Here is a 24,279-nt window from a genome sequence, read left to right as displayed (position 1 = left end):
ATAATTGGACATGCTTTCTGCCGCACGGCAGCACATCCCGGTCTGATGCAGCCGGGTATCTCGTCCCTCATAGTCCGCTGATTTACGGTCAGCAGGTAGAAACTCTCAGGCCCTATCCCTGATATTATATGAGGTTTCGTATGAATCTACGCTAATCATATCAATTTTCGACAAACAGAGTCAACTATTTTCGAACATTAAACAGATGTTAATTCTCCATCGTTCGTATTTTCATTCTTGCCTGGAAAACGGCATTTTACCGCTTTTTATTTGGTACACTGTCCTGCCTTCTTAAGAAGGATCAGCAAGAAGGAGAAATACGCACAGAAGAAACGCATGATAAACAGGCTGAAAAAAGCAGAAACCCCGGAGCAAGGGATTTCTGCTTCTTTTCATTAGAAAAATCAGTCACGATCCGCGTCTGCCTTCAAAGACGATACGCTGATAGGCTACTTCCACGCCGCTTCCTTTTTCTTTTAATACCGGTTCTTCCATGCGCCGGACCGGCGTATAGCCTTCTTCTTCCATGCGCCGAAGACAATCATCAATCGTTTCATTCGTTTCTACATAAAACTTTTTCTTTGCCATCGATTCCTACCCTTCCTTGAGCACGTCTTCTCCTGTCAGTTTATCACAGGAATACGGCTTCTTTAAGCTGCAAGGTTATTCACCGAGATAAACAAAGTAAGCAATGAAGACGAAGAAGAGTACATACATAATCGGATGAACTTCCTTTGCCCGGCCTGAACAGATCATCGTGATCGGATACATGATAAAACCGAGGGCGATTCCAGTCGCGATGCTGTACGTCAGCGGCATCGCGATCATCGTGAAGAAAGCCGGCACAGCAATCTCGAACTTCTTCCAATCAATGTTGGCAATCGCTCCTGCCATGAGAACACCGACAACAATCAGTGCAGGCGCTGTAACAGATTCCGTGATAACAGCGAGCAACGGCGAGAACAGCAGTGCAATCAGAAACAGACCGCCTGTAACGAGGGAGGCAAATCCAGTTCTTGCTCCAGCAGCGATACCGGACGTGGATTCAATATATGCCGTCGTTGTTGATGTACCGAGCACGGCCCCGACGGACGTTGCAGAAGCATCTGCCAACAACGCACGCTGCGCTCTCGGCAGCTTGTTGTCCTTTGTAAAACCTGCCTGATTTGCCACGGCATACAGCGTACCGGCTGTATCGAAGAAATCGACAAACAAAAACGTCAAAATAACAATCATCAGCTGTACGGTAAAGATCTCACCGAGCGACATTTCTGCAAACGGTGTAAATGCAGCACCAAACGTAGGCGCGAGGCTTGGAACCGAACCAACGATTGCACCCGGCATCGGAATAACACCCGTGAGCACTCCGAGTACGGCGGTAGCCACAAGTCCGTAAAAAATACCGCCGCGCAGCCCCAGACTCATAAAAATAACGGTGATCACGATACCTGCTACAGCAAGCAAGGTGGATGGCGCGCCAAGATTGCCGATTTCCACAAGTGTTGCTTCAGACATCACAACAATCTCAGCGTTCTGCAATCCAATAAAGGCGATAAACAGCCCGATCCCGGCACCTGCTGCAAATTTCAGCTCAGCTGGAATCGCATTGATGATCAATTCCCGAATCCCGACAATCGTGATGATGATGAAAATAATACCTGAAATAAACACCCCGAGGAGCGCAGTCTCCCAAGGAATCCCCATGCCGATGACGACAGAGTATGTAAAGAAGGCGTTCAGCCCCATTCCAGGTGCCAGCGCGATGGGGTATTTTGCAATAAGCCCCATAATAATCGTTCCGATAGCGGCAGCAAGCGCTGTTGCCACGTATACTGCCCCTTCGTCCATTCCCGTCGGTGCCAGCACCGATGGATTGACGAATAAAATATAGGCCATGGCGAGAAACGTCGTCAGGCCTCCAAGAAATTCTCTCGAATACGTCGTGCCGAGTTCATCAAATTGAAAATAGCGGTTCATAACATGCAGTCCCTCCAACAATGATCTGTGTGATTGCCAGCTGTTGTTCAACACGACCTGCGGCCCCGCTGCAGCTTCCGTCAGATGCTTCTTGCACAGCGGTCCAAGCGGCCGTCCTCTTTTCAGCGAACGATGGTCCTCTCATTGAATAAAGAAAAGGCATGCCAAAAAACGGCATGCCTGAAAAGGAATTCGGATAGAAACTGCACAGAGCCCGCACCTGACAAGTGCCGGTCTGCAAAGTATCCGTCCGTAGTCAGACCGTTTCAGGCAGTCTGGTAGAAACTTTCGGGCCATATTCCCGAGATTATACGAACATTCGACTTTTAATCACAACACGGCTTATTTTAGCAGGGTGCCAGCAGCGTGTCAACGCTGTATCCGAATATTAAATTGTGAATAGAGATCTATTTTCGTTCTTTTACTCCCACTCGATGGTCGACGGCGGCTTAGAGGTGATATCGTAAACGACGCGGTTGACGTGCTTCACTTCATTGACTATTCGAACCGATATTTTCTCCAGAACATCGTATGGGATCCGTGCCCAGTCTGATGTCATTCCGTCAACAGAGGTAACTGCACGTACGCCGACCGTGTAGTCATAGGTGCGCTCATCCCCCATGACGCCAACACTGCGCATATCCGGCAGGGCAGTGAAATATTGCCAGATTTCACGGTCCAGTCCCGCTTTTTTAATTTCGTCGCGCAGAATAAAGTCTGATTCCCGAACAATCTCAAGCTTTTCCTCTGTAATTTCACCGAGAACACGAATACCAAGTCCTGGACCTGGGAACGGCTGTCTCCAAACGATTTCTTCCGGCAGACCGAGTTCGGTGCCGACTTTACGCACCTCATCTTTAAACAGCGTATTCAGCGGCTCAATCAGATCAAATTTCATATCTTCCGGCAGACCGCCGACGTTATGATGGGATTTGATCGTCTGAGCCGTATCTGTTCCGCTTTCAATGATATCGGTATAAAGCGTTCCCTGAGCGAGAAAATCAACGTCTTCCAGCTTGCCAGCTTCTTCTTCAAACACGTAGATGAACTGATTGCCGATAATTTTACGCTTTTGTTCCGGATCGCTGACACCTTCCAGCTTGCCAAGGAAGCGGTCCTGGGCATCAATTTTCATCAGGTTCATGTCGAATCCTTCTCCGAATGTTTTCATCACGCTGTCTGCTTCTCCTTTACGGAGCAGACCGTGATCAATAAACATACAGATGAGCTGGTCGCCGATTGCTTTATGCACAAGTGCTGCGACTACGGAAGAGTCTACGCCGCCGCTAAGCGCACAAAGTACTTTTTTGTCTCCTACACTCTCTCGGATTTTCTCTACTTCCATATCAATGTAGCTTTCCATCGACCAGTTACCTTCACATCCGCAAATAGTGTAGACGAAATTATGAAGCATGTCGTTGCCGTACTCTGAATTGCGAACTTCCGGATGAAACTGTACGCCGTAAAGCTTTTTCGCTTCATTACTCATCGCTGCCACCGGGCAGGATACATTCGTCGCGTCAACCGTAAAGCCTTCAGGCGGAGCCTGTACAAGATCACCGTGGCTCATCCATACCGTCTGCTGCTGCGGCAGTCCTGTAAACAGACCTGCATCGCGCTGTACGTCAATGGTCGCTTTACCATACTCGCGGTGGTTTGCTGCTTCTACGGCACCGCTGAAGTGATGGGTCATCAGCTGCATGCCGTAGCAAATACCGAGAACTGGCACATCCAGATTAAAAATATCCGGGTCACACTGCGGCGCGCCCTCTGCATAGACACTTCCCGGTCCCCCGGAAAAAATAATGCCGGAAGGGTTCATGTCCTTTATTTCCTCTGCTGTCAGCTTGCTGCTGACAAGCTCACTGAACACACCGAGGTCACGGATCCGGCGCGCAATCAGCTGATTGTACTGGCCTCCAAAGTCGAGCACAAGAATACGTTCGTTAATTTCCATTGCTTTCCCCTCTCCAATCTAACAGTATCGCCCTCTCAGAGCGTTTCAATACCGCCTGCAGACGGCGAACGGGCCTTTACGCCCCGTCATCCTGAAAAAACCGGGAGCTGTCTCCGCATAAAAAAATACGAAGGCAGACTCCCGGCATAGACCAGAAAAAATCTGCCTTCATAGTCGGACCATTTAAGGTAGTCCGGTAGAGACTCTCAGGCCGTATTCCCGAGGATATATGAGGCACCGTTCTTCAGTTAAATACTGCATCATTGTATCAGCAGCAGAAAGGCAGGTCAAGCGCGCAGGGAGCGCATAATTTCCTCCCAGTCCCGGCGGCGGCGCTGCCATTCTCCTTCAGGTGTTCTGCCTCCATAGTAAATTCGTTCGTAGGAATTCGTGAGCTTCATCATCGCCTGCGAGCTTAGAGCCATGTCTATCCGCTTCGCATATTCACGCAGCGTTTCCCCGCCCCTTCGCGGAAGCCCTTCCGTTTGCAGCATCCATAAAAGCCGCTCGTATGCATGCTCAAACGATTTGTCACTGCCGAAGAACCGGTAGCGGAACATGAAATAATAATTTTGCAGCACGTTCTGCTTTTGGTAGAGCACCATCACGACGATAAGCATCGGGATGGAAATCAACAGACTTTTCAGTGAGAACACCGGCGCTCCTTCTTCTCCGGAGTCATCCAGCTCGTCACCGGACGGACCACCGTCTGCCCCTTCTTCCAGCAGCTCATCAAAGTCGCCGTCCGGCTCCGGAATTTCCGGATCCGGCGCTTCCTGATCCGGGAGGTCCGTGTCGATATCGACATCCACCGATTCCTCTTCAAAATCAGCATAGTTTGTAAAGCCCTGTGTTGGTTCGAACGGCACCCAGCCGACTTCCGGAAAATACACTTCCACCCAAGAGTGTGCGTTCGAGTTTGCTACTTCATAGACGCTGCGCCCGTCTTCCAGCTCTTCCACTTCTTCTCCGGACGTGAAACCTTTTACCCAGCGTGCCGGAATATCAAGCGTCCGCAGCATAACGACCATAGACGTTGAATAATTGTCACAGTAGCCGACCTGTGTCTCAAACAGGAACTGATCTACATAGTCCTGTCCCTCTTCCGGAACAGGGACATCGGTTGTCTGATACTCAAAATCGTTCTGGTTAAAATACTGTTCAACTGCAACAGCAGTATCATAGCGGTTGTCATACTCCGACGCGATATCGGCAGCAAGCTCTCCAACCCGCTCCGGAAGTTCGTCCGGAAGCTGCAAATAGCGTTCGGTAATTTCTTCAGGATCCTCGTCCGGCGCCCCTCTCAGAGCCTCAACCGGAAAAACGGCATCTTCAAATGCAAGCGTATAGCTGTCAAAGCGAACCGTTTCATCCGTACTAGTCCGGGCCTGGAAACGACCATTTGCCACGTCCGTATAAAACTGAAGCTCGCTGAGACCGAAACTGCCCTCGTCCGTTTCTCCCTGCACGTCGAGCACATCCTGAAGCTGACCGGGATAAAACAGCAGGCTGAAGTCAGCTTCTTCTGCCATTTCAATCTCCACCTCAGCTTCTTCAATGCCGGCAGCCTCCTGGAACATCCGGTAATCAATACCGTCGCCAAACACCAGCTCTGATTCCACATAGCCAGGCTCTGACTCCCATCCCTGACCCGTATACGTAGCCTTAGATTCTCCGCGCCAGTAAGATTCACGGTCGGTTACCGCCTGAAAGACAGGTCCGTCATCCTGTACGAAACCGCCGCCGAGCCGTTCGTCGTTTTCACCATAGCCGACTCTGCGGACACTGCCGCTTCCGCTTCCGCCTCCCGTCAGCCCTTCCACACCTGCAAACCGCTCAAGAGCCGGTACCGGGTCTGCCCACTGCGGCTCCGGTTTCGGAAGCAAAAAGCCCGCAGCAACCGCCGTACTGACGACTATAATCAGCGTATACATCCAGGCTGGAGAAATAAAGGTGCCCCTTCTCCGTCCGATCGCACGCTCTTCATCCTGCACATTTAACATATGAAGCAGCGTTAAAATAAAGAATCCGATGACGACGACCCTTACAATTGCCTGAGAAGCGTCTACGACCGTAAATGTATCCAGGATCGTTATATAGACGATGGTGCTGAACAAAAAGAAAAAAACCTTCCTGGTATGCAGCACCCAGAAATACAGCAGGTAGCTGATCAAGGCGAGCAGCATAAACAAGAGAAACGTCCGGAAAAAATCGCTTAGATCAGCAAAGTTGCCGGAAAGAATGGCGGAAAAATTGACTGTCAGCTCACCTGCAAACTGTTGGATCGTTGCCCCGCCGCCCTCTCTGGATAAAAAGCTTCCTTCTCCAAAAATCAGGTGCAGCCCGAATAAGCTTCCTCCAAAAACAAGCGGAGCGGTGATGAATGCCGGCATTCGGAAGTAGACGAGCACGGCGCTGAACAAGGTAAACCAAATAAATACTTCCATTTGCCCAGTCGCTGTGATTACCGGAATCGGCCGCAGCCACTCCCACACGAGCAGGAATGTCAGCGCATAAATAAACAAATGAGTGATGGATGATTTTGTTTTAGTCTGCATCTGTTTCACTGAATCACCCTTCTCCGCTCATACTTTCCCGGGACCAACGGCCGTCTGAAAGAAGGTAGGCATCCGCCCCTGCATCACGCAGCTCCTTCAATCTCCGGTATTCCCAAGCATCCACCTGTTTGTTTTTGTCCATTAAGGCAGCAAAGACGCGCACGCCTCGTGAAAGAAGTATCCTGCATCGATTCATAACGTCATCTGTCAGTTCGACTGTCACCAGGATCAGCGTGACGCCATCCGGTATGTCATCTTCAAACGGAAGAAACGAAGCACCGAATGATCCTTGGGCAGAAGGTGACGTCTGCGCCAAGTACGAAATCATTTCTTTCTGCTGATCTGAAGCGAGCCCGACCGGAAATCGTTTCAAATCATCACCGATTGACCAAAAGCCGATATGCAGCTGTTCCCGGTAGGCGTACATAATAATGGAAGTAACCAGCTCAATCGCTTTCTCATAGGCATCTGAAACAGCAAAGCTTGAATCCGGAATGCGGTTGTTGAAAGCGACGAGAAAATTTTGTCCAATGTATTCTTCGAACTCTTTCGTCATCAGCTTTGACGCCCTTGCCGTTGCTTTCCAGTCCAGACTTGTCAGTTTGTCTCCCGGCACATATTCTCTTGCTCCGGCAATAGAAGTGCGGTCCTCGATAAAATCCTGCATCGTCAATGACGTTTCAATATCATGTTTTTCATATGCTTCCCATTGGTCGATGTCGAAATAGTTCGGGTACACGAGCAGCTCTCCCGGAATCGAGGCAAATGTCTCTTTATGGAAGAAACCAAACAAATCACTCGTGGAAAGCTTCACTCCATAAGAATAGTACTTCCCGCGCTTCAGCTCCGGAATGGTGTAGCTGTAAGTAAGCCGCTTTTGCAAAGTAGGATAAAAAATCATTTTAGAAGCCTGATACGGAAGCTGCTTGGTTAAGGCATCCTCTGCAATATCTTCTACTGCTAAGTATAAAAATGGAAACGGCCAGCTCCGCTCAATTTCAATTTCCGTTCGGAGCTCGGTACCAGCGGGCATGGCACCCTCCCCGGTATGACGCTTGACGCGAAAGCTTCCAAGCGGGATCAGCGCGTACAGCACCATAAGAATAAACAGCGTCATCACGCTGTAAAATAGAAACCAGCTGACAAAATTCCCTTGAAACATCGCATAGCTGAAAAGACCGGCTGCCACCGCGATAGCAGCCGTTCCTTTTAAAATCCGTTTCGTCCAAAACCAAATGTGCTTCATTGCGCCTGCTCGTTCCCTGCCGGTACGCGAACCTGCTCAATAACTTCCTTTACTACTTTGGAAGGGGTCGTTTCAGACAGCTTTGCGTCTGAGCTGAGCAGAACCCGGTGCTCAAGTGCAAACGGTGCGAGGTATTTTACATCATCCGGAATGACATAATCACGGTTTTGCAGCAGCGCGTATGCCTGAGCCGCTTTCATGATCGCGATGGAAGCCCGTGGACTTGCACCGAGATACACGGCGTGATGCTGTCTCGTCGCCGAGGTGATGCTGATAATGTATTCTTTGACGTTGTCCTGCACATACACTTCTTTCGCCTGCTTCTGCAGGTCCAGAAGTTCGTTAAGCGTCATGACGCTCTCCAGCGTCTCAATCGGATGCTCCCTTTCGACACGCGTCAGCACTTCCATTTCCTCCGCTTTTGTCGGATAACCGATGCGGAATTTAAATAAAAAACGGTCCAGCTGAGCTTCCGGGAGTGGATACGTGCCGCCGTATTCGATCGGATTTTGTGTCGCCATTACAAAAAACGGCTGCTCGAGTTCTCTCGTTTCCCCGTCCGTCGTCACGCTGCCCTCTTCCAGTGCCTCAAGGAGAGCCGCCTGTGTTTTAGGTGATGTCCGGTTAATCTCATCTGCCAGAACGATATTGGCCATCACCGGCCCCGGCCGGAATTGAAATTCCAGTGTCTTCTGATTAAAAATAGACACACCGGTGACATCAGACGGGAGCAAATCCGGCGTAAACTGAATCCGCTTAAATTCCGCTCCCAGCGATTTTGCAATCGCACGAACCATCATCGTTTTTCCTACACCCGGAACGTCCTCCAGCAGCACGTGTCCGCCGCTTAAGATCGCAATGAGGCTGAGCTCGATCTCCGCCCGTTTTCCAACTACTACTTTCTCGACATTTTGAATCAGCTTTTCTATTTGAGGCTGCTCTACAAGAGAGCGCTCCTGTTTACGTTTCATCATGACCTGCCATCCTCCTTCATACGAGTACGGGTCTGTAAGTATCCACGTTCCATTTTAGCATGAATGATCTAAAATATCGCTTCTCACACCATGCAGGACTGGTGCATGTTAAATCGCACATCTTAGACGTAAAAAGACCATGACGGCATGTCATGGTCCCAGGTTCGTCTTCCCTAATCAGCTCCGTTTGTTTGTCAGGACAGCAGGGTGTTCAGCTTGCAGATTCATGCAGCGGCTTAAAATCCTTGCTTCATCTGATGATGCGGCATGTGGTGATGGCCTTTTGGTGTCCGGTGTTCATCCAGCGTTTCTTCTTCTTCAACTGGAATACGGCCGATCTCTTTTTCAACTTCAACGAGCACGACGTAATTTCCCTGCTCAAACTCTTTTTCAAAGTGACGGGCTTCCTCGTCGTCTTTATGAATAAACTGGATGTGATCGTGTTCGACGCCTTTTAATTCCAGCTCCCGGATCACGGCATCCTTTTGATCGAGTGACTTCATTACAGCAACAATCTGCTTGTCCATATCAGGCACCTCCGTCCTCTATCAACGTTAATCTTCTATACCCGCCGCAGCGGGATTGAAACGCTGCCGCTTATGCAAGCTCATTTAAAATCTGTTCAATAGAGGCGTGGTCATCCGGGCTTTTGTCGAGATGGTACCATTCCAGCGCCCCTGACTCTGAGTAGATCCACGTCCCGCCCTGAAGATAGACATCCTGCGTTTTCATGGAGTATAGCGCAACAGCCCGCTGCGCTTTATCACGCGGCAGAAAGGAATCGATTTTTCCTGCGGCAGCAGCGAGCGCTGCCATAAGAAGAAGCTTCGCTTTATTCATGGTGATATGACCCATTGCTTTATACAGGCTCCTGTCCCGATCTCCGTAAAATGGAAACGGATAAGGGCCAAATTCTTTCAGGAATCGTTTTATCAACCTGCCGGAAGAAGGCACGATAATTTTCAGATCGGCTCCTTTTTGTTCAATTTCATGATAATTCCTGCGCAACTGCGCAAGATGACGCTGACAGATTGGTCAGCCAAGATGGCGGACAAATACGATGACCGTTTTGTTTCCTGCTGTCAGCTGGTTATAAGGAATGCGTTCCAGCTGCGGTGTTTCTACCTTGTATACCTGCTTCATATTCTCCCATCCTTTCTGCAATTGCTTTCTTCTTCCATATACCCTGCTGCTTTTGCCAAAACACTCCTTTTGACAAATCACACCCTGCAGGCTAGAATAGCTTGGTAATCCTGATAATTTGACTATGAATAGGAGGATTAGTGATGGCATCGACAACATACGTGCATGCAACTGGTGCACAGGAGGACGTGGAGAAGCGAGATTCCAACGCACTGAACCCTCCCCAAATGAAACTCATATACGGGGCATTAGCTGTAACGGCAGTGCTGCTGATTTATTTACTGCAGACTCAGGAAGCTATGCACCCGATTCTGCTGTTAATTGGGCTATTGCTAGGCTATACGCTTTTCCATGCCAGGTTTGGATTCACCTCGGCGTTCCGACGATTTATGTCGGTCGGAAACGGTCAGGCCATTCGCTCCCATATGGTTATGCTGGCAGTGGCGGTAACCTTGTTTGCGCCGATTCTCGCCTTCGGATTTTCCTTTTTCGGCACTGGCGTCAGCGGGTACGTCTTCCCGATCGGTACGAGCTTAATTGTTGGCTCTTTTTTGTTCGGAATCGGTATGCAGCTGGGTGGCGGGTGCGCATCCGGCACACTCTTTGCTGTAGGCGGCGGGCGGACCGTCATGTTTATTACGCTGCTGTTCTTTATTATCGGGTCCGTTATTGGCGCGGCCCACCTGCCATTCTGGACAGATGATATGCCAAACGGCCAGGCTATCTCTCTGGCCGAAACAACCGGTCTGGGATATGGCGGGGCGTGGCTGGTGTCGATCGCCCTGTTTGGCCTTATTGCATGGATCACGCTCGTAGTAGAGCGGAAGCGAAAAGCTCCAAAGATGGCGCCTGTACCAACAACTTCCGGATGGAAGCGCGTGTTCCGCGGTTCCTGGCCTCTTTTCGCTGCCGCTATTGCTCTGGCTGTATTAAATGCACTTACACTGATGACTCGAGGTGAGCCATGGGGCGTGACGTTTGCCTTTGCTCTATGGGGTTCACAGGCAGCTGAATTAATAGGTATCAATGTGTCAGCCTGGGATTTCTGGCAGGGCGAGAATGCGGCGGCACTTGAAGCTTCAATCTTTGCAGATACAACAACAGTGCTTAATTTCGGCGTTATTTTAGGCGCATTTATGGCGTCGGCTGCAGGCGGACTGTTCCGCTTCACCGGCATCAAACCAGGGAATGTTGCCGCCGCCGTCATAGGCGGTCTGATGATGGGCTACGGCGCCCGGCTTGCGTTTGGCTGCAACATCGGTGCCTACTTCGGTGGTATTGCCTCATTCAGCCTGCACGGCTATATTTGGGCAGTGATGGCGCTCGCAGGTACTTTCCTGGCGCTCTATTTAAGGCCGTTATTCGGTCTTTCCGTTCCGAAGTCGAAGGACACGTTCTGCTGATCAGAAAAAGAAACGACGAATAGAGCCGGTGATCCTGATAAATTGGATCGCCGGCTCTTTAAGCTGTAAAACGTACAGGAGCTCCCTTCCTGATCCGGAAACCAGCATGTTTCTAAGCACTTTCTAAAATGAGGCCGCTGCACGGCCAGACGTGGATGAAAGCGGAGCACTTATCCGGGAAGTTGTTCGTATCTGCCTCTAAATAAAGAAAAAACCGCAGTGAATGCGGTTCTCAGAGTGTCGATAACGTGTTTCTAGGTGAATAACGTTACATCTGCCTGTATCTGCGGACCCTCGCTTTCCGGAGGGAACGGGCTCAGCTAACCGCTTCCTCCTGCTGTCGGAAGCGCTGGATCTTCGCCTCGTTCTGATCCTCCTGGAGTCGAGGGCCTTCGATGTCGGCAGCTCGCAGAGCGTTTCACGTGCCTGGTATATGGAGGCACGATCTGGTACTACAGATAGAACCTTCCCGATGAGACGTTTCGATGTTGAATCAGGGTGCCAGTACTTCCTGGAATTCATGATAAACGTAAAAAAGCAGTTTCGTCAGCCTGTCGTGACGTTGTTCTCCAAGAATCAGAGCCGTTTTCCCGATGTGTCCGGCGGGAACGCCTGTGGAATTAGCGCAGTCTGAAGATCCTTTCTCAGGGGTTACCCTGAGAAATAGCTGAAGGCCAGCCCACGGCAAGCTTCCGCCGATAAACAGAAGGGAAATACCATCAAATGAATTAACATGTAAGCTAATTGACTTTGTCTACAGTCTGAGAACCGCAGTGAATGCGGTTCTTTCGATCAGGAAGGCCCTTCCCGACTGCGATGTTTTTTGATTTTGAGAAGATCTTTTGCATCTACCTGCCTGTTCAGTCTGGCTCTGTAGAGGAGCCAGGATACGCCAGCGATCAGAAGCAGGATCACTGCTGTAAGGATTAAAAATACGGGCAGATACATGGTGCTCTTCCTCCTTTAGTTACAGTTTATTGGGAAGCGAGCAGGATTTCTCCTTCCGGCTGCAGACTGTTTGGCTGCGGCTCCAGACTGATCGCAATTTGATCAATCTGCGTATCCTCCATATCCGTCAGTCTGTAGGTTACAGCTCCGTTCCCGTTCTCGTCAATCGTAAAACTGCCTGCCGGAACCGGCGTTTCTCCTTCGATTACCCAGGCCTGAAACGCTTCGGTGCCTTCCAGCTGCGGCATATTGGACACTTGAATAACTAAATCAATATGTCCGTTCTCTGAAATGATCGTGGCTGATCCTTCTCCCTGAAAGCCCTCGCCAGCTGGGCTCAGAGCCGAAGCAAGCAGCACATCCGATACCCCGTCTTGCTCCTCCAACTGTGCAGCCAGTTCCTCGTAATCCGCTTCAAGCAGATCACGCTCAAAGACGAGTTCCTGCCGCTCTTCTTCTAATAGGGAGGTCTCTTCGGCAAGCTGCTGCCGGTCATTCGCTTGAAATATATTTCCGGATACAGAAAGGAGAAGCGCAGCCGCTGTTAATCCCAGTGCCCATACGGGGATTCCACGCTTCTTCTTCATTTTTTCTTCTAATTCCGCCGGCTGTTTTCCTGGCGGAGGCATTTCTTCCTTCGTTTCTTCTTCAAAAACCGTCCCAAGAATTCGATCTTTCATTCCCTCCGGCGGTTCGGCAGCTGCACTCATGAACGGAAGCTCTCCGGCTAATTCTTCCCATTCCTGAAGCTCTTCTCTGCATGATGCGCAGGTCTCCAGATGCTGCTCAAAATCGCGGCGCTCCTGCTCATTCATTTCTCTGTTGAAGTAATCAATCAGCTGATGACATTCTGTGCTGCTCACTGCCAATCCCCCCTCTCCTCATAAAGCTCCTGTTTCAAATGTTTTAGCGCCAGTCTGATACGTCCTTTCACTGTTCCAAGCGGAATCCCTGCCGATTCCGCAATTCGCTTGTGTGAATAGCCTTTAAAGTAAAACAGCTCAATGATCACCCGCTGTTCACTTTTCAGTTTTTTCATGGCTTCTTTAATCGTTTCCCGCCTTTGTTTCCATTCGACCAGGTCATCGACGCCCGGCCCCGCATCTGCTGTTTCTGCTTCCGTATGCATTTCTTCAGCGGCAGTCCGTGTATGCTTGCGTATATAATCAATCGCCGTATTACGCGTCACGGTAAGCAGCCAGGAGGAAAACCTCCCCTTGTCCGTGTGATACACGCCTTTGCCGCGCCATAGCTTAATCATGACTTCCTGCACGATTTCTTCAGCGGCGCTTCTATCCTGAACCATCTTATAAGCAAATGAGAACAGCAGCTTTGCATATTTGTCATATAACTCTTCCATAGCCTGCTTATCCTTCTTTTTCAGTCTTTCATAAAGAGCCGCATCTTCCTGATTTCCCATTTCACCCTCCTTCCGGCAGAAACAGCACCTCTGCCTATAAAACGAAAAAAATACCGGTTTGGATCATTTATTGCCTGGTCGTGCGGGCAGAGATTGTGTCCACAAAAATGAACGCTCAAATAAGGATGCTGTTTGAAGCAGCAGGTCCTCACGACCTTTTGCCGCCATCACCTGGATGCCCAGCGGCATGCCTCTGTCAGATCCTGCCGGAATGGATATAGCAGGCTGTCCGCTCAAGTTCGCCAGCTGCGTAAAAGGCGTGTAGCACAAGCTAGGCTCAAACATTTCTTCAATGAGCTCCAACCTGTCGCCCCCGTGAAGCATCCGTTCCCGCATACGTTCTTCTTCTTCCGTTGTTTTCGTGAGCTCACCTGTTAATGGTGCGCGCGAAGCAGTCGCCGGCGTTATGTACAAATCAAACGTATCGTGAAAATCCTGCATTCGGGCTGCGGTCTCATCCCAGCTTTTAAGGCTGTTTGAATAAGCTGCCGCATCTACGTAACGGCCAGCTTCCTGCAGCATCCACGATTCAAGCTCAAGCCCGCTGCCGTCCACTGATAACCCAGCCTGCTCCAGCTGCTGAACCACCGATCTCATTTCTCCGGCGTTCATCGTATAATAGTTTCTCATCAGTGAGCGGCCGTCTATGTCCGGCTGCTGTTCCTCTGCGGCGTGACCTTGTTCTTCCAAGAATGAAACGGCACGGCGGACAGACTCCTGAGCTTCAAATGAGACGGTCGTTCCGACAGGAGAATCAAGCGAGAAAGCGATTCGCATGCTTTTAGCCGGATCCCGTAAGGCGAAAGCAGCTTCCGGCAATGTTGGCCAAGGAAAAGCGGCTTCCGGCTGAAATGTCTGTGAAGCTTGCAACAGTGAAGCACAGTCCCGCACGGTTCGTGTTAAAACAAAATCGATCGCCGCTCCCTGCCACTGTCTTCCGGCTCCTGGTCCTACGGGTGTCCTTCCGCGCGTCGGCTTTAAACCGACCAACCCCGAAAACGAGGCTGGAATACGGATAGAACCGCCTCCGTCACTCGCACCAGCAGCGGGAACCATCCCTGCTGCAACAGCGGCGGCTGCACCCCCGCTCGATCCGCCGGGACTTCTGTTCATATCATGCGGATTGCGGGTCGCCCCAAACGTTTTTGGTTCTGTAATGTTTTTCAGCCCGAACTCCGGCGTATTAGTCTGACCGATGATACGCAGCCCTGCCTGCCTCCACTTCCGCACCAGATGTGAATCTGCTGCAGCTGGAGCAGTTAACAGCTTCGAACCAGCTGACAAACGTACTCCTTTTATTGCCTGGGAAATATCTTTGACAACGAACGGAACCCCGGCAAACGGCCCGTCCTGCTCCACGTCCGGCTGCACCCTACGAACGATTGCGTTCAACAGCGGATTCCACTGCTGGATCGTCTTTTCAGCAGCGGCCTGCACCTCTGCTGTCCGCACGTCTCCGCTTTTCAGCCCTGCTGCCAAAGCGGTTGCATCCATGTTGCGGTATTCATCCACTCTCATCGTGTGCACGTCCTTTCTCTGCTTCCTATCATACCTGAAGTCCTCTCGTGATACGACTGATTTGCGGCTTTATTAGACAGATCTTCCACCTGCAGCATTAAAAAAGCTGCCCGTCCGGATTTAGCGGACTAGGCAGCTTTCCTCACTCTATTTCCTGCGTCAGCGTCTGACGCTCCATGCAGACATGATACAATCGTTCAGCTTCTTGTTTATCAGCAGTTCCATGAATGAGTGCACGACCGTCTGCGAACACCATCATCCGCCTGTCTTCAATCAGCAGCTCAGTAAAGGCGCCCACCTCTCTGACTGCTTTAGCTTCCCTTACAGACCGGCGCAGCTGATACGAAAGACCCACTGGACGAACCTGAACTGTGTTTCTTCCGCAGAGCGTCATGACCGCGAGCCCATTTTCCATCCGGCTTAAGGCTGGATAAGTTGGACTGTTCCCGCATGAGGAGCAGGATTCCTGTTTCATCTGGCTTACTTGGAACGTCCGGACAGAGAAATCGATCAACTCCGCCTGAAGCAGGCCGGTTCTCCGTTTCTCTGGCTGACCTGAAAGCAGCTTCAATGCTTCTGCTGTCTGCAGTCCGGCTGTAATTTGTACAGCAGGTCCGAGCACACCTGCCGTTTCACAGGACTCCGTTTCCTGATCGCTTTCACCGAATAAACAGCGCAGACAAGGTGCCTCCTCACCGGGCAGAACGGTATACGACATACAGCGGTCGGCCAAAGCGCCGCCGTAAATTAGGGGGATGCGATGCTTCAGCGCAAAATCATTAAGCAGCAGCCTCGTTTCAAAATTATCAAGACCGTCCATGATCAAGGAAACGTCTTGGAAGGATTCCACTACTGCTGGCGTAAGTTCAGCTGTGTACGCCTCTACCTGAACCGAGCTGTTTACTTGCTGGAGCCGTTCGAGCGCGGCTTCTGCTTTAGGACGGCTTTGTTCCACATCCCATTCCGTATAGAGCTGCTGGCGCTGCAGATTGGTGAGCTCCACTATATCCCGGTCAATCAAACTGAGCCGGCCGACACCGGCTCTGCAAAGACTTTCCGCGATACTGCTTCCGAGCGCTCCGACGCCGGCTATCAGCACGTGGCTGTCCTGAATCTGCTTCTGTGCACTCCCGCCGAATCCCGGAACACGCATTTGTCTGGCATAGCGCTCCATCACGATTTCCGGCTCATTCCTGCAGCAGGACTGCTTGCTGATGCTGATGATGCTTTTGCGATTCGCCCTGCTTCAAAGCCGGCTCTGCCTGCCTCACATGCACGTCGGACAGCTTCTGCCATTTTCGCAGGATCTTCTGCCCCGGCTACCGCTGAATTGAGCAGCACTCCGTCTGCGCCGATCTCCATTGCCAAACAGACATCAGCTGCCCCGCCCAGTCCTGCGTCCACAATAACAGGACAGTCGAGCTCTTCTGTAATTATTTTTAAGTTATACGGATTTAAAATACCAAGTCCGGAGCCGATCGGGGAGGCTGCCGGCATCACAGCATGGCACCCAAGGGCTTCCAGACGTTTTGCAAGCACGATATCATCTGACGTGTAGGCGAGCACGGTAAAGCCCTTTTGCAGAAGCGCTTCAGACGCCTTCATTGTTTCAATCGGGTCCGGCATCAGCGTCCGGCTGCAGCCGATCACCTCTACCTTTACCATGTCACAAAGTCCTGCTGCACGAGCGAGTTCTGCTGTCCGGACCGCTTCTTCTGCTGTAGAGGCTCCAGCTGTATTGGGAAGCATATGATACTTGTCAAGGTCCAAGCCGGCAAATACGTCCTGATCTGCCGTCTCCAAATCAATGCGCCTCACTGCGAACGTAAGCACTTCGGTTCCGGAAGCGGTTACTGCCGCTTGCTGTTCTTCTGTATTGCGGTATTTACCTGTTCCGAGCATCAGCCGTGACTGAAGCTGATAGTTTCCTACTTGAAGCATGCGTCATCCTCCTCCTACAAAATGTACGATTTCCAGCTGATCTCCATCTCTAACCGGCTGGCTTTCCCACTCGTCTCTCCGCAAAATAGTGCCGTTTTGTTCAACCGCCGTGCGCTTTCCGTTTACTTCAAGTGACGCGAGCACATCAGCTATCGTTTCCGTCTCTTTTGTCAGCTCTTTCGTTTTCCCGTTTACGATCACGTTCATCTGTTAGTCTCCTTCCGGATTGAATGGCTGCAGTGCTTCGGGCACCCGTCCAGAGCTGCACGCTTCTGCCAGCAGCTTTCCCGTGTAGCCTGAAAACAAAATTCCATTGCGGTAATGGCCGGTGTTCACATAAAGACCGGCAGCTAATCGACCAATGGCGGGTCTTCCGCGAACACTTTTCGGCCTCACGCCAGCCCACCTTTGTTTAACTGCTCCACCTGAAAGCTCCGGACAAATTCTTTCAGCTTCTTTGAGGAGCCATTCTTCGGACGCAGCGTGAACGTGCAATGTCGTGTCATAGGGCGTTTCTGTCGCACCGCAAATAACTGATCCATCGGCTTTCGGCACGAGATAAACCGTTTCTGTAACAATCACCGTATCCAGTATGGGAGCTTCCGGCTTAAAGCGGAGGCATTCTCCTTTTACCGGAACCATTTCCGGCATTCCCGGACAAGGTGCGGGGCCTATTCCGCCAGCATAGAGTACGTGTCGTCCGACGTATGTTTCTCCGGCAGCCGTTACGCTCCAGAGCGTATTTTCCGCCGTGATGCTTGTTGCCTGAGCAGGATAGATCACCTCCACCCCTTCTGCGTCCGCCGCTGCACGTAAGGTGTTCAAGTAAGCAGTTGCTTCCACCTGCGCTTCACTTGGAAATGAAATACCAGAAAGCGCTTGGTGAACACCCGCTATTTCCGGAGCATCTACACAAGTGAGGCCGGCCTTATCCGCATGAGCCCTCAACTCTTCCTGCCCCTGATCCGTATACGCAAGTCTCCATGCTCCTGTGTTCAATAATCCCGCCTTCACGCCTGTCTGCTTCTCTAAATCCGGGACCCAGCTCTTCAAATAATCACGTGCCGATTCAGCATAGGATCTGACGGACTCATCCGGAAGCCATTCGGTCGAAGCACCAAGCATACCAGCAGCAGCTGAAGAGGCCCCTGCCCCCGGTTTATCCCGTTCCAAAACGACTGTCTTCATCCCTTTTCGCGCGACGTGCACGGCAGGCGCCATACCGTTGACTCCTCCACCAATTACGATCAGATCATACATAGACGATCACGCTCCTTTCGAATTTCTGCTGCAGCCTCACCGGGATGCGGTGCCAGCATCACCGCTGACAAAAAACAGGCACCGGCGTACCCTCGCTCGTGAAACTGCTTCAGCGTCGAGCGTTCAGCACCTCCGATTCCGATCACAGGGATCGACGCACGGCTTAAAATGTGCTGCTGGACATGAAGCGGCAACACCTGTTTGGGCGCGCTGAATGGAGGCAGAACCGGTCCGCTGACCGTATAAACTGCTTGCTCGTTCTCTGCCTTCGAAAGCTCTCCCAAGCTGTGGATCGACATCCCTCCACCGCGTTCGACGGTGCTGTCAGACGGGGAGTGAATGGTTCCTTTCCACAGTTCCCAGCCCGTTGTCTTCTTATTCACAATCAGCTTTATCGTAAAAGCCTCTTGTAAAAACCATTGAAAAAAGGCGCTGCTTTGTTCCGCTCTCCACGATGGTTCTCTCAGATGCACGGCGTCAAAACGTCCATTCAGCTGTGTAATCACTTCTGAAAACTGATCAGGCTGCATCAAGCCCGTACTCACCGCGTGAAGGTCCAAGCCATTTCCCCCTTTTATCAACATGCAAAAAGCGCTCCCCTGGATGCAGGAAAGCGCTTCAACAGTCACATTACGTGCCCTTGTCGTCACTTCCCTACGCCAGTATCAACTGGATCAGGTTCCGGGAGTCCCAAAGCGCCGCTTCGATCTCAGCCCCTGCATATGGGGCACCTCCAGTGAGCTTCTATTTAATTTCCAGTCTAGTTGCACCCGAGCCCTTTGTCAATCCGAACGTTCAGGCTACAACGTCTGCTTCTACCTGCTTCATTTGGTAGAAGACGCCGCGCTGATGCATGAGCTCCTGATAGGAGCCCGATTCAACCAGCCTGCCTTCTTCCATGACAAGAATCTGATCCATCGCTTCCAGTCCATTTAAGTCATGGGAAATGACAAAAAGCGTACTGCCGGCTGAGGCCCGTTCCACTTCCATGCCTACTTCTGCTGCCGTAGCTGCATCCACCGAAGCTGCAGGTTCATCCAAAATCCAAACCGGCTTCTCCCGCAGCAACAGTCTCGCTGTACCGAGCCTTCGGCGCTCGCCGCCCGACAGGTTCGCAGCACGTTCCTGCAGCACGGTATCCAAGCTTAAATATCCGAGACGGACGCGCTCCAGTACTTGCTGCAACTCCGTTTCATCTGCCCCGTTGCTGAATAGATTGTCCCGAACAGTTCCGGCAAAGAAATGCTGCTCTTGCAGCTGTGCATTGACATGCGGCCAAATGGTCGTTTCATCCAAGCTGGAGGTGGATGCCTCACCATAGCGGACAGTGCCTTTATCCGGCAGGTAAATGCCGAGCATCAGCTGCGCTAATGTTGATTTTCCTGATCCGCTCGCGCCTACTACCGCTGTTCGTGAACCATTCGGAAGCTCAAAGGAAACGTCTTTCAGCACTGAACGTGTTTCATTCGGATACGTAAAGCTGACAGAGTCAAACACGATTGGAACGTCTGCCTGCTGAAGCGCAGCTGCGCTTCGCTCAGGCTGATCCTGCTGTTCTTCCTCAATCGCCTCGTTCAGACGTCCGGCTGCCTGCCGGCTCTCCTCGGCATAAGAAGGATACTGGGCCATCGGCACCGCATTTTCAAATACCGTCAAACTGATCATCATCAGCATTGCCAAGTAGACCCCATCAAGTGTTCCATTCGCTGTCATGACAACACCGGTTACGAGAATCAGCCAGGAGATAAGAAACGCCGTGCTTTGATTCCACGTAAGCCCCGCCAGCCTGCTCCCCGCAGCCTGACGCTGCTTGGCAACGTAGCTGCCGGCCGCTTCAAGCAGCTCGGCCTCTTTCGCGTCCAGCTTTTGAAACAGCTTCAAGTCTTGGTAGCCGTAGAAAAACTCTGCAGCATCGGTTGACAGCTTACCTCTAGCAGCACGAATACCGGCCGACGCCCGCTGCTGCCGTTTCCGGTAAACAGTCGGAAGGATCCATCCTGCCAGGAGCACTCCGCCGACGAGCAGTGCAGCGGCTGCCGGTGAAAAAAACACCGTAAAGGCGACCGTTGCTGTAAACACAGCAGCCATTACGACCGGCGGATAAAAGACGCGCAGAAAATAGTTCTGCAAACTTTCAACATCCCCGACGATCCTGGATAAGAGATCTCCGCTTTGAAACCGGTGCGTAATCCGCGGAGCAAGCGGTGCAAGCTGCCGAAAGAAATGCGTTCTAACGCTGCTCAGCATGGTAAACGTCGCCCGGTGTGAATACAGCCTCTCTCCGTAGCGGCTGAGCCCTCGCGTAAAGCTGAATAGTTTGAGCAGCGCAATCGTCACCGTCAGAACATATAACGGTGGTTCAATTGCTGCTCTGGAAATCAGGTACCCGCTGTTTGCAAACAGGGCCACTGCCCCCATACCAGCGAGAAAGCCAAACAGGACCGATAAAAAGACATCACGCTTCTCACGTAATACAAACGATCGAATCAGCTTCATATTTCCACCTCCTGACGGTTCAGCATGGTTCTGTAGCGCTCTGAACTTTTTACGAGTGCATCATGTGTTCCAGCTTCAACTACCTGGCCTTGTTCCATAACAAGAATCATATCAGCATCGCGGATTGTGTGGAGACGGTGCGCGATTGTCATTACGGTTGCATGTTTCCCGAGCTCTTGCAACGCTTTTTGCAGCACTTGCTCTGTCCGGACGTCGAGTCCTGCCGTCGGTTCATCAAAAAAGAGCAGGTGCGGCTTTTTCATAAACGCTCGGGCAAGAGCTACACGCTGCTTCTCTCCTCCCGACAAGCCGCGTCCACCATCGCCTATGACCGTATCCAGCTTGTCAGGCAGCTCCTCTATGAGCGGTGTGAGTCCCGACTGCGCCACTGCAGCTGCAATCTCCTCTTCAGACGCGGTTTCCATTCCAAGCGCAATGTTTTCCCGCAGCGTCCCTGCAAACATGTACGGGTGCTGGGTGATATAGGCTGTTTTCTGAAACCAGCCGGCTTCACTGTAAGCTTTCTGTTCCAGACCGTCTGCTGTAATGCGGCCTTCGGTCCCGAGCAGACCAGATGCGGCCTGCATCAAGGTCGTTTTGCCGGATCCGCTTCGTCCAATAACGGCTGTACTCGATCCGGCTGGCAGGACTGCAGTTACAGGTCCAAGCTGAAAACGGCCGTCGTCATAGGCATATGAAGTCGCTTCAAACGAAAGCTGCGGAGCTTTTTCCAGAACAGCTTTCCCTTCTCGTTCCGCCTCTGTTTCTTCATCAAGCTCTGCATAGACTCGTTCCGCTGCTGCCATGCTCCCTCTCCCCGTATGAAAAGCGCTTCCCATTTCCTTCAAGGAAGCAAAAAATTCAGGCGCCAGAATCAGTACAAAGAAAGCTGTGAAGAAAGAAAGCTGGTCATAAACGACAAGTCTTAAGCCCACTTCAAGTGCAACGAGCGAAACGCTGAGCATCGATATAAATTCGAGCATGAGAGAAGAAAGAAAGGCAACTTTTAGGACCGTCATCGTTGCATCCCGGTACCCGATGCTGCTTGCCTCTACTTCCTGCTCCTGCTGTCTCGCCCGTCCGAACAGACGAAGCGTGCCGAGCCCCTGCAGCACGTCTAAAAATTTACCGGAAAATGCCTGCAGCTTCTCCAGCTGTTCGTCTGATTTAGCCTGTGTACTTTTGCCGATCATAATCATGACAAGCGGTATGAACGGTGCAGTGACGAGCAGGATCAATCCGGATACCCAGTTCATGTAAAAAATGGCGCCGAGCAGAATCAGCGGGACAATAGATGACTGCATCATCACCACGTAGTAGCTGCTGAAATAAGCATCCATTTCATCGACTGCATCCAGAAGTGTACTTACTTTTCGGCCCGTTTGACGGGTGCCTGCCTGCTGAAGCGGCTGCTTTTTAAACGTCGCCAGCAGCTGCCGGCGAAAACGCTGCTTCACTTCCGCAGCGAGCCATTCACCTGTGCGATTATTCACATATTGAAGCGCAGCACGTAACAGCAGCGCTGCTGCAGCTCCTGCGAGCAGCCAGATCACCTCTGCCGGTCCGCTTCCGCCAAGAAAGACGGCATCAACAACGGCTACGATAAAATAGGTCTGCAGCACAATTGTAAGTCCAATCAGAACGGAAATCGTCATCAGCAGCATTCTTGTTTTTTTGTATTCTTTGGAGAGCTCTTTTAACCTCTCTTTGACACTCATAAACGTTCTCCTTTATGCATTGATCGTTACTTTTCTCATTATAAACGATAAGCATACGATTTCGACAGCACAAAGACCGGTCCGATAAAACGGCCGGTCCTCTCAGGCACCTTAGTGGGACATCCACTTTGGCGGTGTATTTTTATCCCAGTAAACATCTGCTATCGTATGATGTTCTTCAAAATCATCTTCTTTCATATGATAATGAAAGTTAAAATAGTATCCTTGCTTTGGCTTCATATCACGTCTAACGTGAAACCGGACCACGTCTGTTTCCGCTTCTTCATCATAAATGTGAAAAATCTTTTCGCCATATCCGCTTGACGGATGCTCGGAAATCGAAAGCTTCACCGGGATATCATCTTCTTCGTAAATAGATGATATGACATCTTCCATCTTAGGAATAATTTCTTCTAAAATATTGTCTTCCACTTTGTTCAATATTTTAGGTCCGAGTTTGGAATACATCTGCTCCTTCGCCTGCGACGTTAAGTCTTCAAGCTGCTCCTCTGCCGTTAAGTAGAGGGTCTCCTCTTCCATGATGGAACTGTCGGAGACAGAATCAAATGCACGGGACGTATCGTACTTAACCTCATCCGGCTGTTCGGAATCCTTCTTTTCTTTTTTGTCTTCCTCATCTCCAGGAACGTAGGCACCGAGAGTCAGGATGGACAGTGTAATCATTGTTAATCTTCTGAGCCACAATTTCATGTATGACACATCCCTTCCCGCACGGCCCTTTGCTTTAGTTTAACACGCAGAAGAAGTCGTTTGGCATTTTTTTCACTATTCGCTACTTTTCGACCGGCTGCCCTTGTTCGGCCAGCTGAATCCAGGATTGTCCTCCATCGTCTGTCACATAAACATCTTCTTCAGCTGTGCCGACAGCGAGCTTCCCATCCTCTTCAGGATGCGGTGCAATATGGAGCACAACGTCATCATCCAGCGTCAGATCAACGTCATTCCAGCTTTCTCCAAAGTCTTCACTCATCATGAGACTTCCGCCTTCTGCGTCAGCCGTATAGGCATAAAGCCCACTGCTGGAAGCTGCCGCACTAACCATAACACGCGCCTGGTCCACTGCTTCCCAGGAATCACCGGCATCCGTCGATGCATAGATGCCTCCGCGTCCGCTTATAAGTAAATGGTCCGGATTTTCCGGATTGGATACAAGGCTGATCAGATCCGGGTACTGTTCCGGAAGGTTCGATGCGTCAAGACGATCCCATTCCAGCCCTCCATCTTCCGAGCGATAAAAAGCAGAATCCGCTGCATTGATTCCGTACAGCCGGTTCTCGTCGCCCCGATTGACGTCCATGAGGTGAAAATCGACCTCGCCTTCAAGCGCAGTCTGCTCCCAGCTTGCTCCGCTGTCAGTGCTGCGGATAAAGCCAATCGGGTCCTGCAGGTCGGAATCGTGAGATGGATGACCGCTCGATACCATTGTATTATCCTCTAAAAGGGTAAAGCCCATCAGATCATGCTGTTCCTCATGCTCTGCAGGATCTCTCCAGACCCCGTCTTGATCAATCGTTTTGACACCGTGATGGGTCGATACGTGAAGGGTGTCTGCCTGTTCACGATCAAATTCCAGTCCATGTATATGTTCAAATGTGTCCACCTCGTGCCCTGCCGCCTGTGAGCATCCGCCGGCGAGCAGCAGCAAAGCGGCTGCAGCTGTCTTTTTCATAACGAGTCCCTCCCATTCTGAGAGCATCAT

The 24,279-nt window shown here is 51.1% G+C and carries 21 protein-coding genes and 4 riboswitches; of the genes, 1 reads left to right on the top strand and 20 read right to left on the bottom strand.

Features of this window, described 5'->3' with window-relative positions; genetic code table 11:
- Positions 1-50: 50 nt before the first annotated feature.
- Positions 51-152, bottom strand: a riboswitch (purine riboswitch).
- 256 nt (positions 153-408) lie between these two features.
- The 8 genes from ACFO4L_RS08700 to ACFO4L_RS08665 form a co-directional block, all read right to left on the bottom strand.
- A complete protein-coding gene (locus ACFO4L_RS08700; protein ID WP_377909292.1) occupies positions 409-588 on the bottom strand; it encodes an NETI motif-containing protein in 180 nt (59 codons plus the stop codon).
- A gap of 75 nt (positions 589-663) precedes the next feature.
- Positions 664-1,977 carry an NCS2 family permease gene (locus ACFO4L_RS08695; RefSeq protein WP_377909291.1) on the bottom strand — a complete coding sequence of 438 codons (1,314 nt, stop codon included), beginning with the start codon at positions 1,975-1,977 and terminating at the stop codon, positions 664-666.
- 233 nt (positions 1,978-2,210) lie between these two features.
- A riboswitch (purine riboswitch) is annotated at positions 2,211-2,312 on the bottom strand.
- 86 nt (positions 2,313-2,398) lie between these two features.
- On the bottom strand, positions 2,399-3,934 hold the full coding sequence (gene guaA / locus ACFO4L_RS08690; RefSeq protein WP_377909290.1) for a glutamine-hydrolyzing GMP synthase: 1,536 nt from the start codon (positions 3,932-3,934) through the stop codon (positions 2,399-2,401).
- 151 nt (positions 3,935-4,085) lie between these two features.
- Positions 4,086-4,187, bottom strand: a riboswitch (purine riboswitch).
- 34 nt (positions 4,188-4,221) lie between these two features.
- The gene (locus ACFO4L_RS08685) at positions 4,222-6,492 is read right to left on the bottom strand and encodes a transglutaminase domain-containing protein (protein ID WP_377909318.1); all 2,271 of its coding nucleotides are present in this window, start codon (positions 6,490-6,492) and stop codon (positions 4,222-4,224) included.
- A 13-nt stretch (positions 6,493-6,505) separates the two neighbouring features.
- Positions 6,506-7,738 carry a DUF58 domain-containing protein gene (locus tag ACFO4L_RS08680; protein ID WP_377909289.1) on the bottom strand — a complete coding sequence of 411 codons (1,233 nt, stop codon included), beginning with the start codon at positions 7,736-7,738 and terminating at the stop codon, positions 6,506-6,508.
- On the bottom strand, positions 7,735-8,709 hold the full coding sequence (locus tag ACFO4L_RS08675) for an AAA family ATPase (protein WP_377909317.1): 975 nt from the start codon (positions 8,707-8,709) through the stop codon (positions 7,735-7,737). Before ACFO4L_RS08675 ends, ACFO4L_RS08680 begins: the two co-directional genes overlap by 4 nt.
- 239 nt (positions 8,710-8,948) lie before the next feature.
- Positions 8,949-9,239, bottom strand: coding sequence for a hypothetical protein (locus tag ACFO4L_RS08670; protein WP_377909288.1), 291 nt, complete (start codon positions 9,237-9,239; stop codon positions 8,949-8,951).
- A 70-nt stretch (positions 9,240-9,309) separates the two neighbouring features.
- On the bottom strand, positions 9,310-9,720 hold the full coding sequence (locus ACFO4L_RS08665) for an AhpC/TSA family protein (protein ID WP_377909287.1): 411 nt from the start codon (positions 9,718-9,720) through the stop codon (positions 9,310-9,312).
- A gap of 278 nt (positions 9,721-9,998) precedes the next feature.
- Here ACFO4L_RS08665 and ACFO4L_RS08660 point away from each other — a divergent pair, with 278 nt between their 5' ends.
- The gene (locus ACFO4L_RS08660) at positions 9,999-11,258 is read left to right on the top strand and encodes a YeeE/YedE family protein (protein ID WP_377909286.1); all 1,260 of its coding nucleotides are present in this window, start codon (positions 9,999-10,001) and stop codon (positions 11,256-11,258) included.
- 974 nt (positions 11,259-12,232) lie between these two features.
- Here ACFO4L_RS08660 and ACFO4L_RS08655 read toward each other — a convergent pair.
- The 12 genes from ACFO4L_RS08655 to ACFO4L_RS08600 all read right to left on the bottom strand — a co-directional run bounded on the left by ACFO4L_RS08655 (position 12,233) and on the right by ACFO4L_RS08600 (position 24,249).
- Positions 12,233-13,069 (bottom strand): anti-sigma factor domain-containing protein, encoded by an 837-nt coding sequence (locus tag ACFO4L_RS08655; RefSeq protein WP_377909285.1) that lies wholly within the window; start codon positions 13,067-13,069, stop codon positions 12,233-12,235.
- A complete protein-coding gene (locus ACFO4L_RS08650) occupies positions 13,066-13,626 on the bottom strand; it encodes an RNA polymerase sigma factor (protein WP_377909284.1) in 561 nt (186 codons plus the stop codon). The genes ACFO4L_RS08655 and ACFO4L_RS08650 overlap by 4 nt, the downstream gene beginning before the upstream one ends.
- 63 nt (positions 13,627-13,689) lie before the next feature.
- Positions 13,690-15,144, bottom strand: coding sequence for an amidase family protein (locus ACFO4L_RS08645; protein ID WP_377909283.1), 1,455 nt, complete (start codon positions 15,142-15,144; stop codon positions 13,690-13,692).
- A 142-nt stretch (positions 15,145-15,286) separates the two neighbouring features.
- Entirely contained in the window at positions 15,287-16,318 is a 1,032-nt protein-coding gene (locus tag ACFO4L_RS08640; protein WP_377909316.1) for a ThiF family adenylyltransferase, read from the bottom strand.
- Entirely contained in the window at positions 16,318-17,085 is a 768-nt protein-coding gene (locus ACFO4L_RS08635; protein ID WP_377909282.1) for a thiazole synthase, read from the bottom strand. Before ACFO4L_RS08635 ends, ACFO4L_RS08640 begins: the two co-directional genes overlap by 1 nt.
- 3 nt (positions 17,086-17,088) lie before the next feature.
- Positions 17,089-17,292 carry a sulfur carrier protein ThiS gene (thiS, locus tag ACFO4L_RS08630; protein WP_377909281.1) on the bottom strand — a complete coding sequence of 68 codons (204 nt, stop codon included), beginning with the start codon at positions 17,290-17,292 and terminating at the stop codon, positions 17,089-17,091.
- A 3-nt stretch (positions 17,293-17,295) separates the two neighbouring features.
- Positions 17,296-18,345: an NAD(P)/FAD-dependent oxidoreductase gene (locus ACFO4L_RS08625; RefSeq protein ID WP_377909280.1), complete on the bottom strand. Its 1,050-nt coding sequence runs from the start codon at positions 18,343-18,345 to the stop codon at positions 17,296-17,298.
- Positions 18,333-18,905 (bottom strand): thiamine phosphate synthase, encoded by a 573-nt coding sequence (locus tag ACFO4L_RS08620; protein WP_377909279.1) that lies wholly within the window; start codon positions 18,903-18,905, stop codon positions 18,333-18,335. The genes ACFO4L_RS08625 and ACFO4L_RS08620 overlap by 13 nt, the downstream gene beginning before the upstream one ends.
- 74 nt (positions 18,906-18,979) lie before the next feature.
- Positions 18,980-19,090, bottom strand: a riboswitch (TPP riboswitch).
- Between the two features lie 50 nt (positions 19,091-19,140).
- Positions 19,141-20,841, bottom strand: a complete 1,701-nt coding sequence (gene cydC / locus ACFO4L_RS08615; RefSeq protein ID WP_377909278.1) for a thiol reductant ABC exporter subunit CydC — start codon at positions 20,839-20,841, stop codon at positions 19,141-19,143.
- Positions 20,838-22,559 carry a thiol reductant ABC exporter subunit CydD gene (gene cydD / locus ACFO4L_RS08610; RefSeq protein WP_377909277.1) on the bottom strand — a complete coding sequence of 574 codons (1,722 nt, stop codon included), beginning with the start codon at positions 22,557-22,559 and terminating at the stop codon, positions 20,838-20,840. The genes cydC and cydD overlap by 4 nt, the downstream gene beginning before the upstream one ends.
- Before the next feature lie 111 nt (positions 22,560-22,670).
- Positions 22,671-23,270: a YpjP family protein gene (locus tag ACFO4L_RS08605; protein WP_377909276.1), complete on the bottom strand. Its 600-nt coding sequence runs from the start codon at positions 23,268-23,270 to the stop codon at positions 22,671-22,673.
- An 82-nt stretch (positions 23,271-23,352) separates the two neighbouring features.
- Complete coding sequence (locus tag ACFO4L_RS08600; protein ID WP_377909275.1) at positions 23,353-24,249, bottom strand: F510_1955 family glycosylhydrolase; 897 nt, start codon at positions 24,247-24,249, stop codon at positions 23,353-23,355.
- Between the last annotated feature and the right edge of the window lie 30 nt (positions 24,250-24,279).

It is taken from the genome of Bacillus daqingensis (assembly GCF_042654445.1).
In the GTDB taxonomy this organism is placed as follows: Bacteria; Bacillota; Bacilli; order Bacillales; family Salisediminibacteriaceae; genus Alkalicoccus; species Alkalicoccus luteus.
This window is presented reverse-complemented; position numbering and strand designations above follow the sequence as displayed.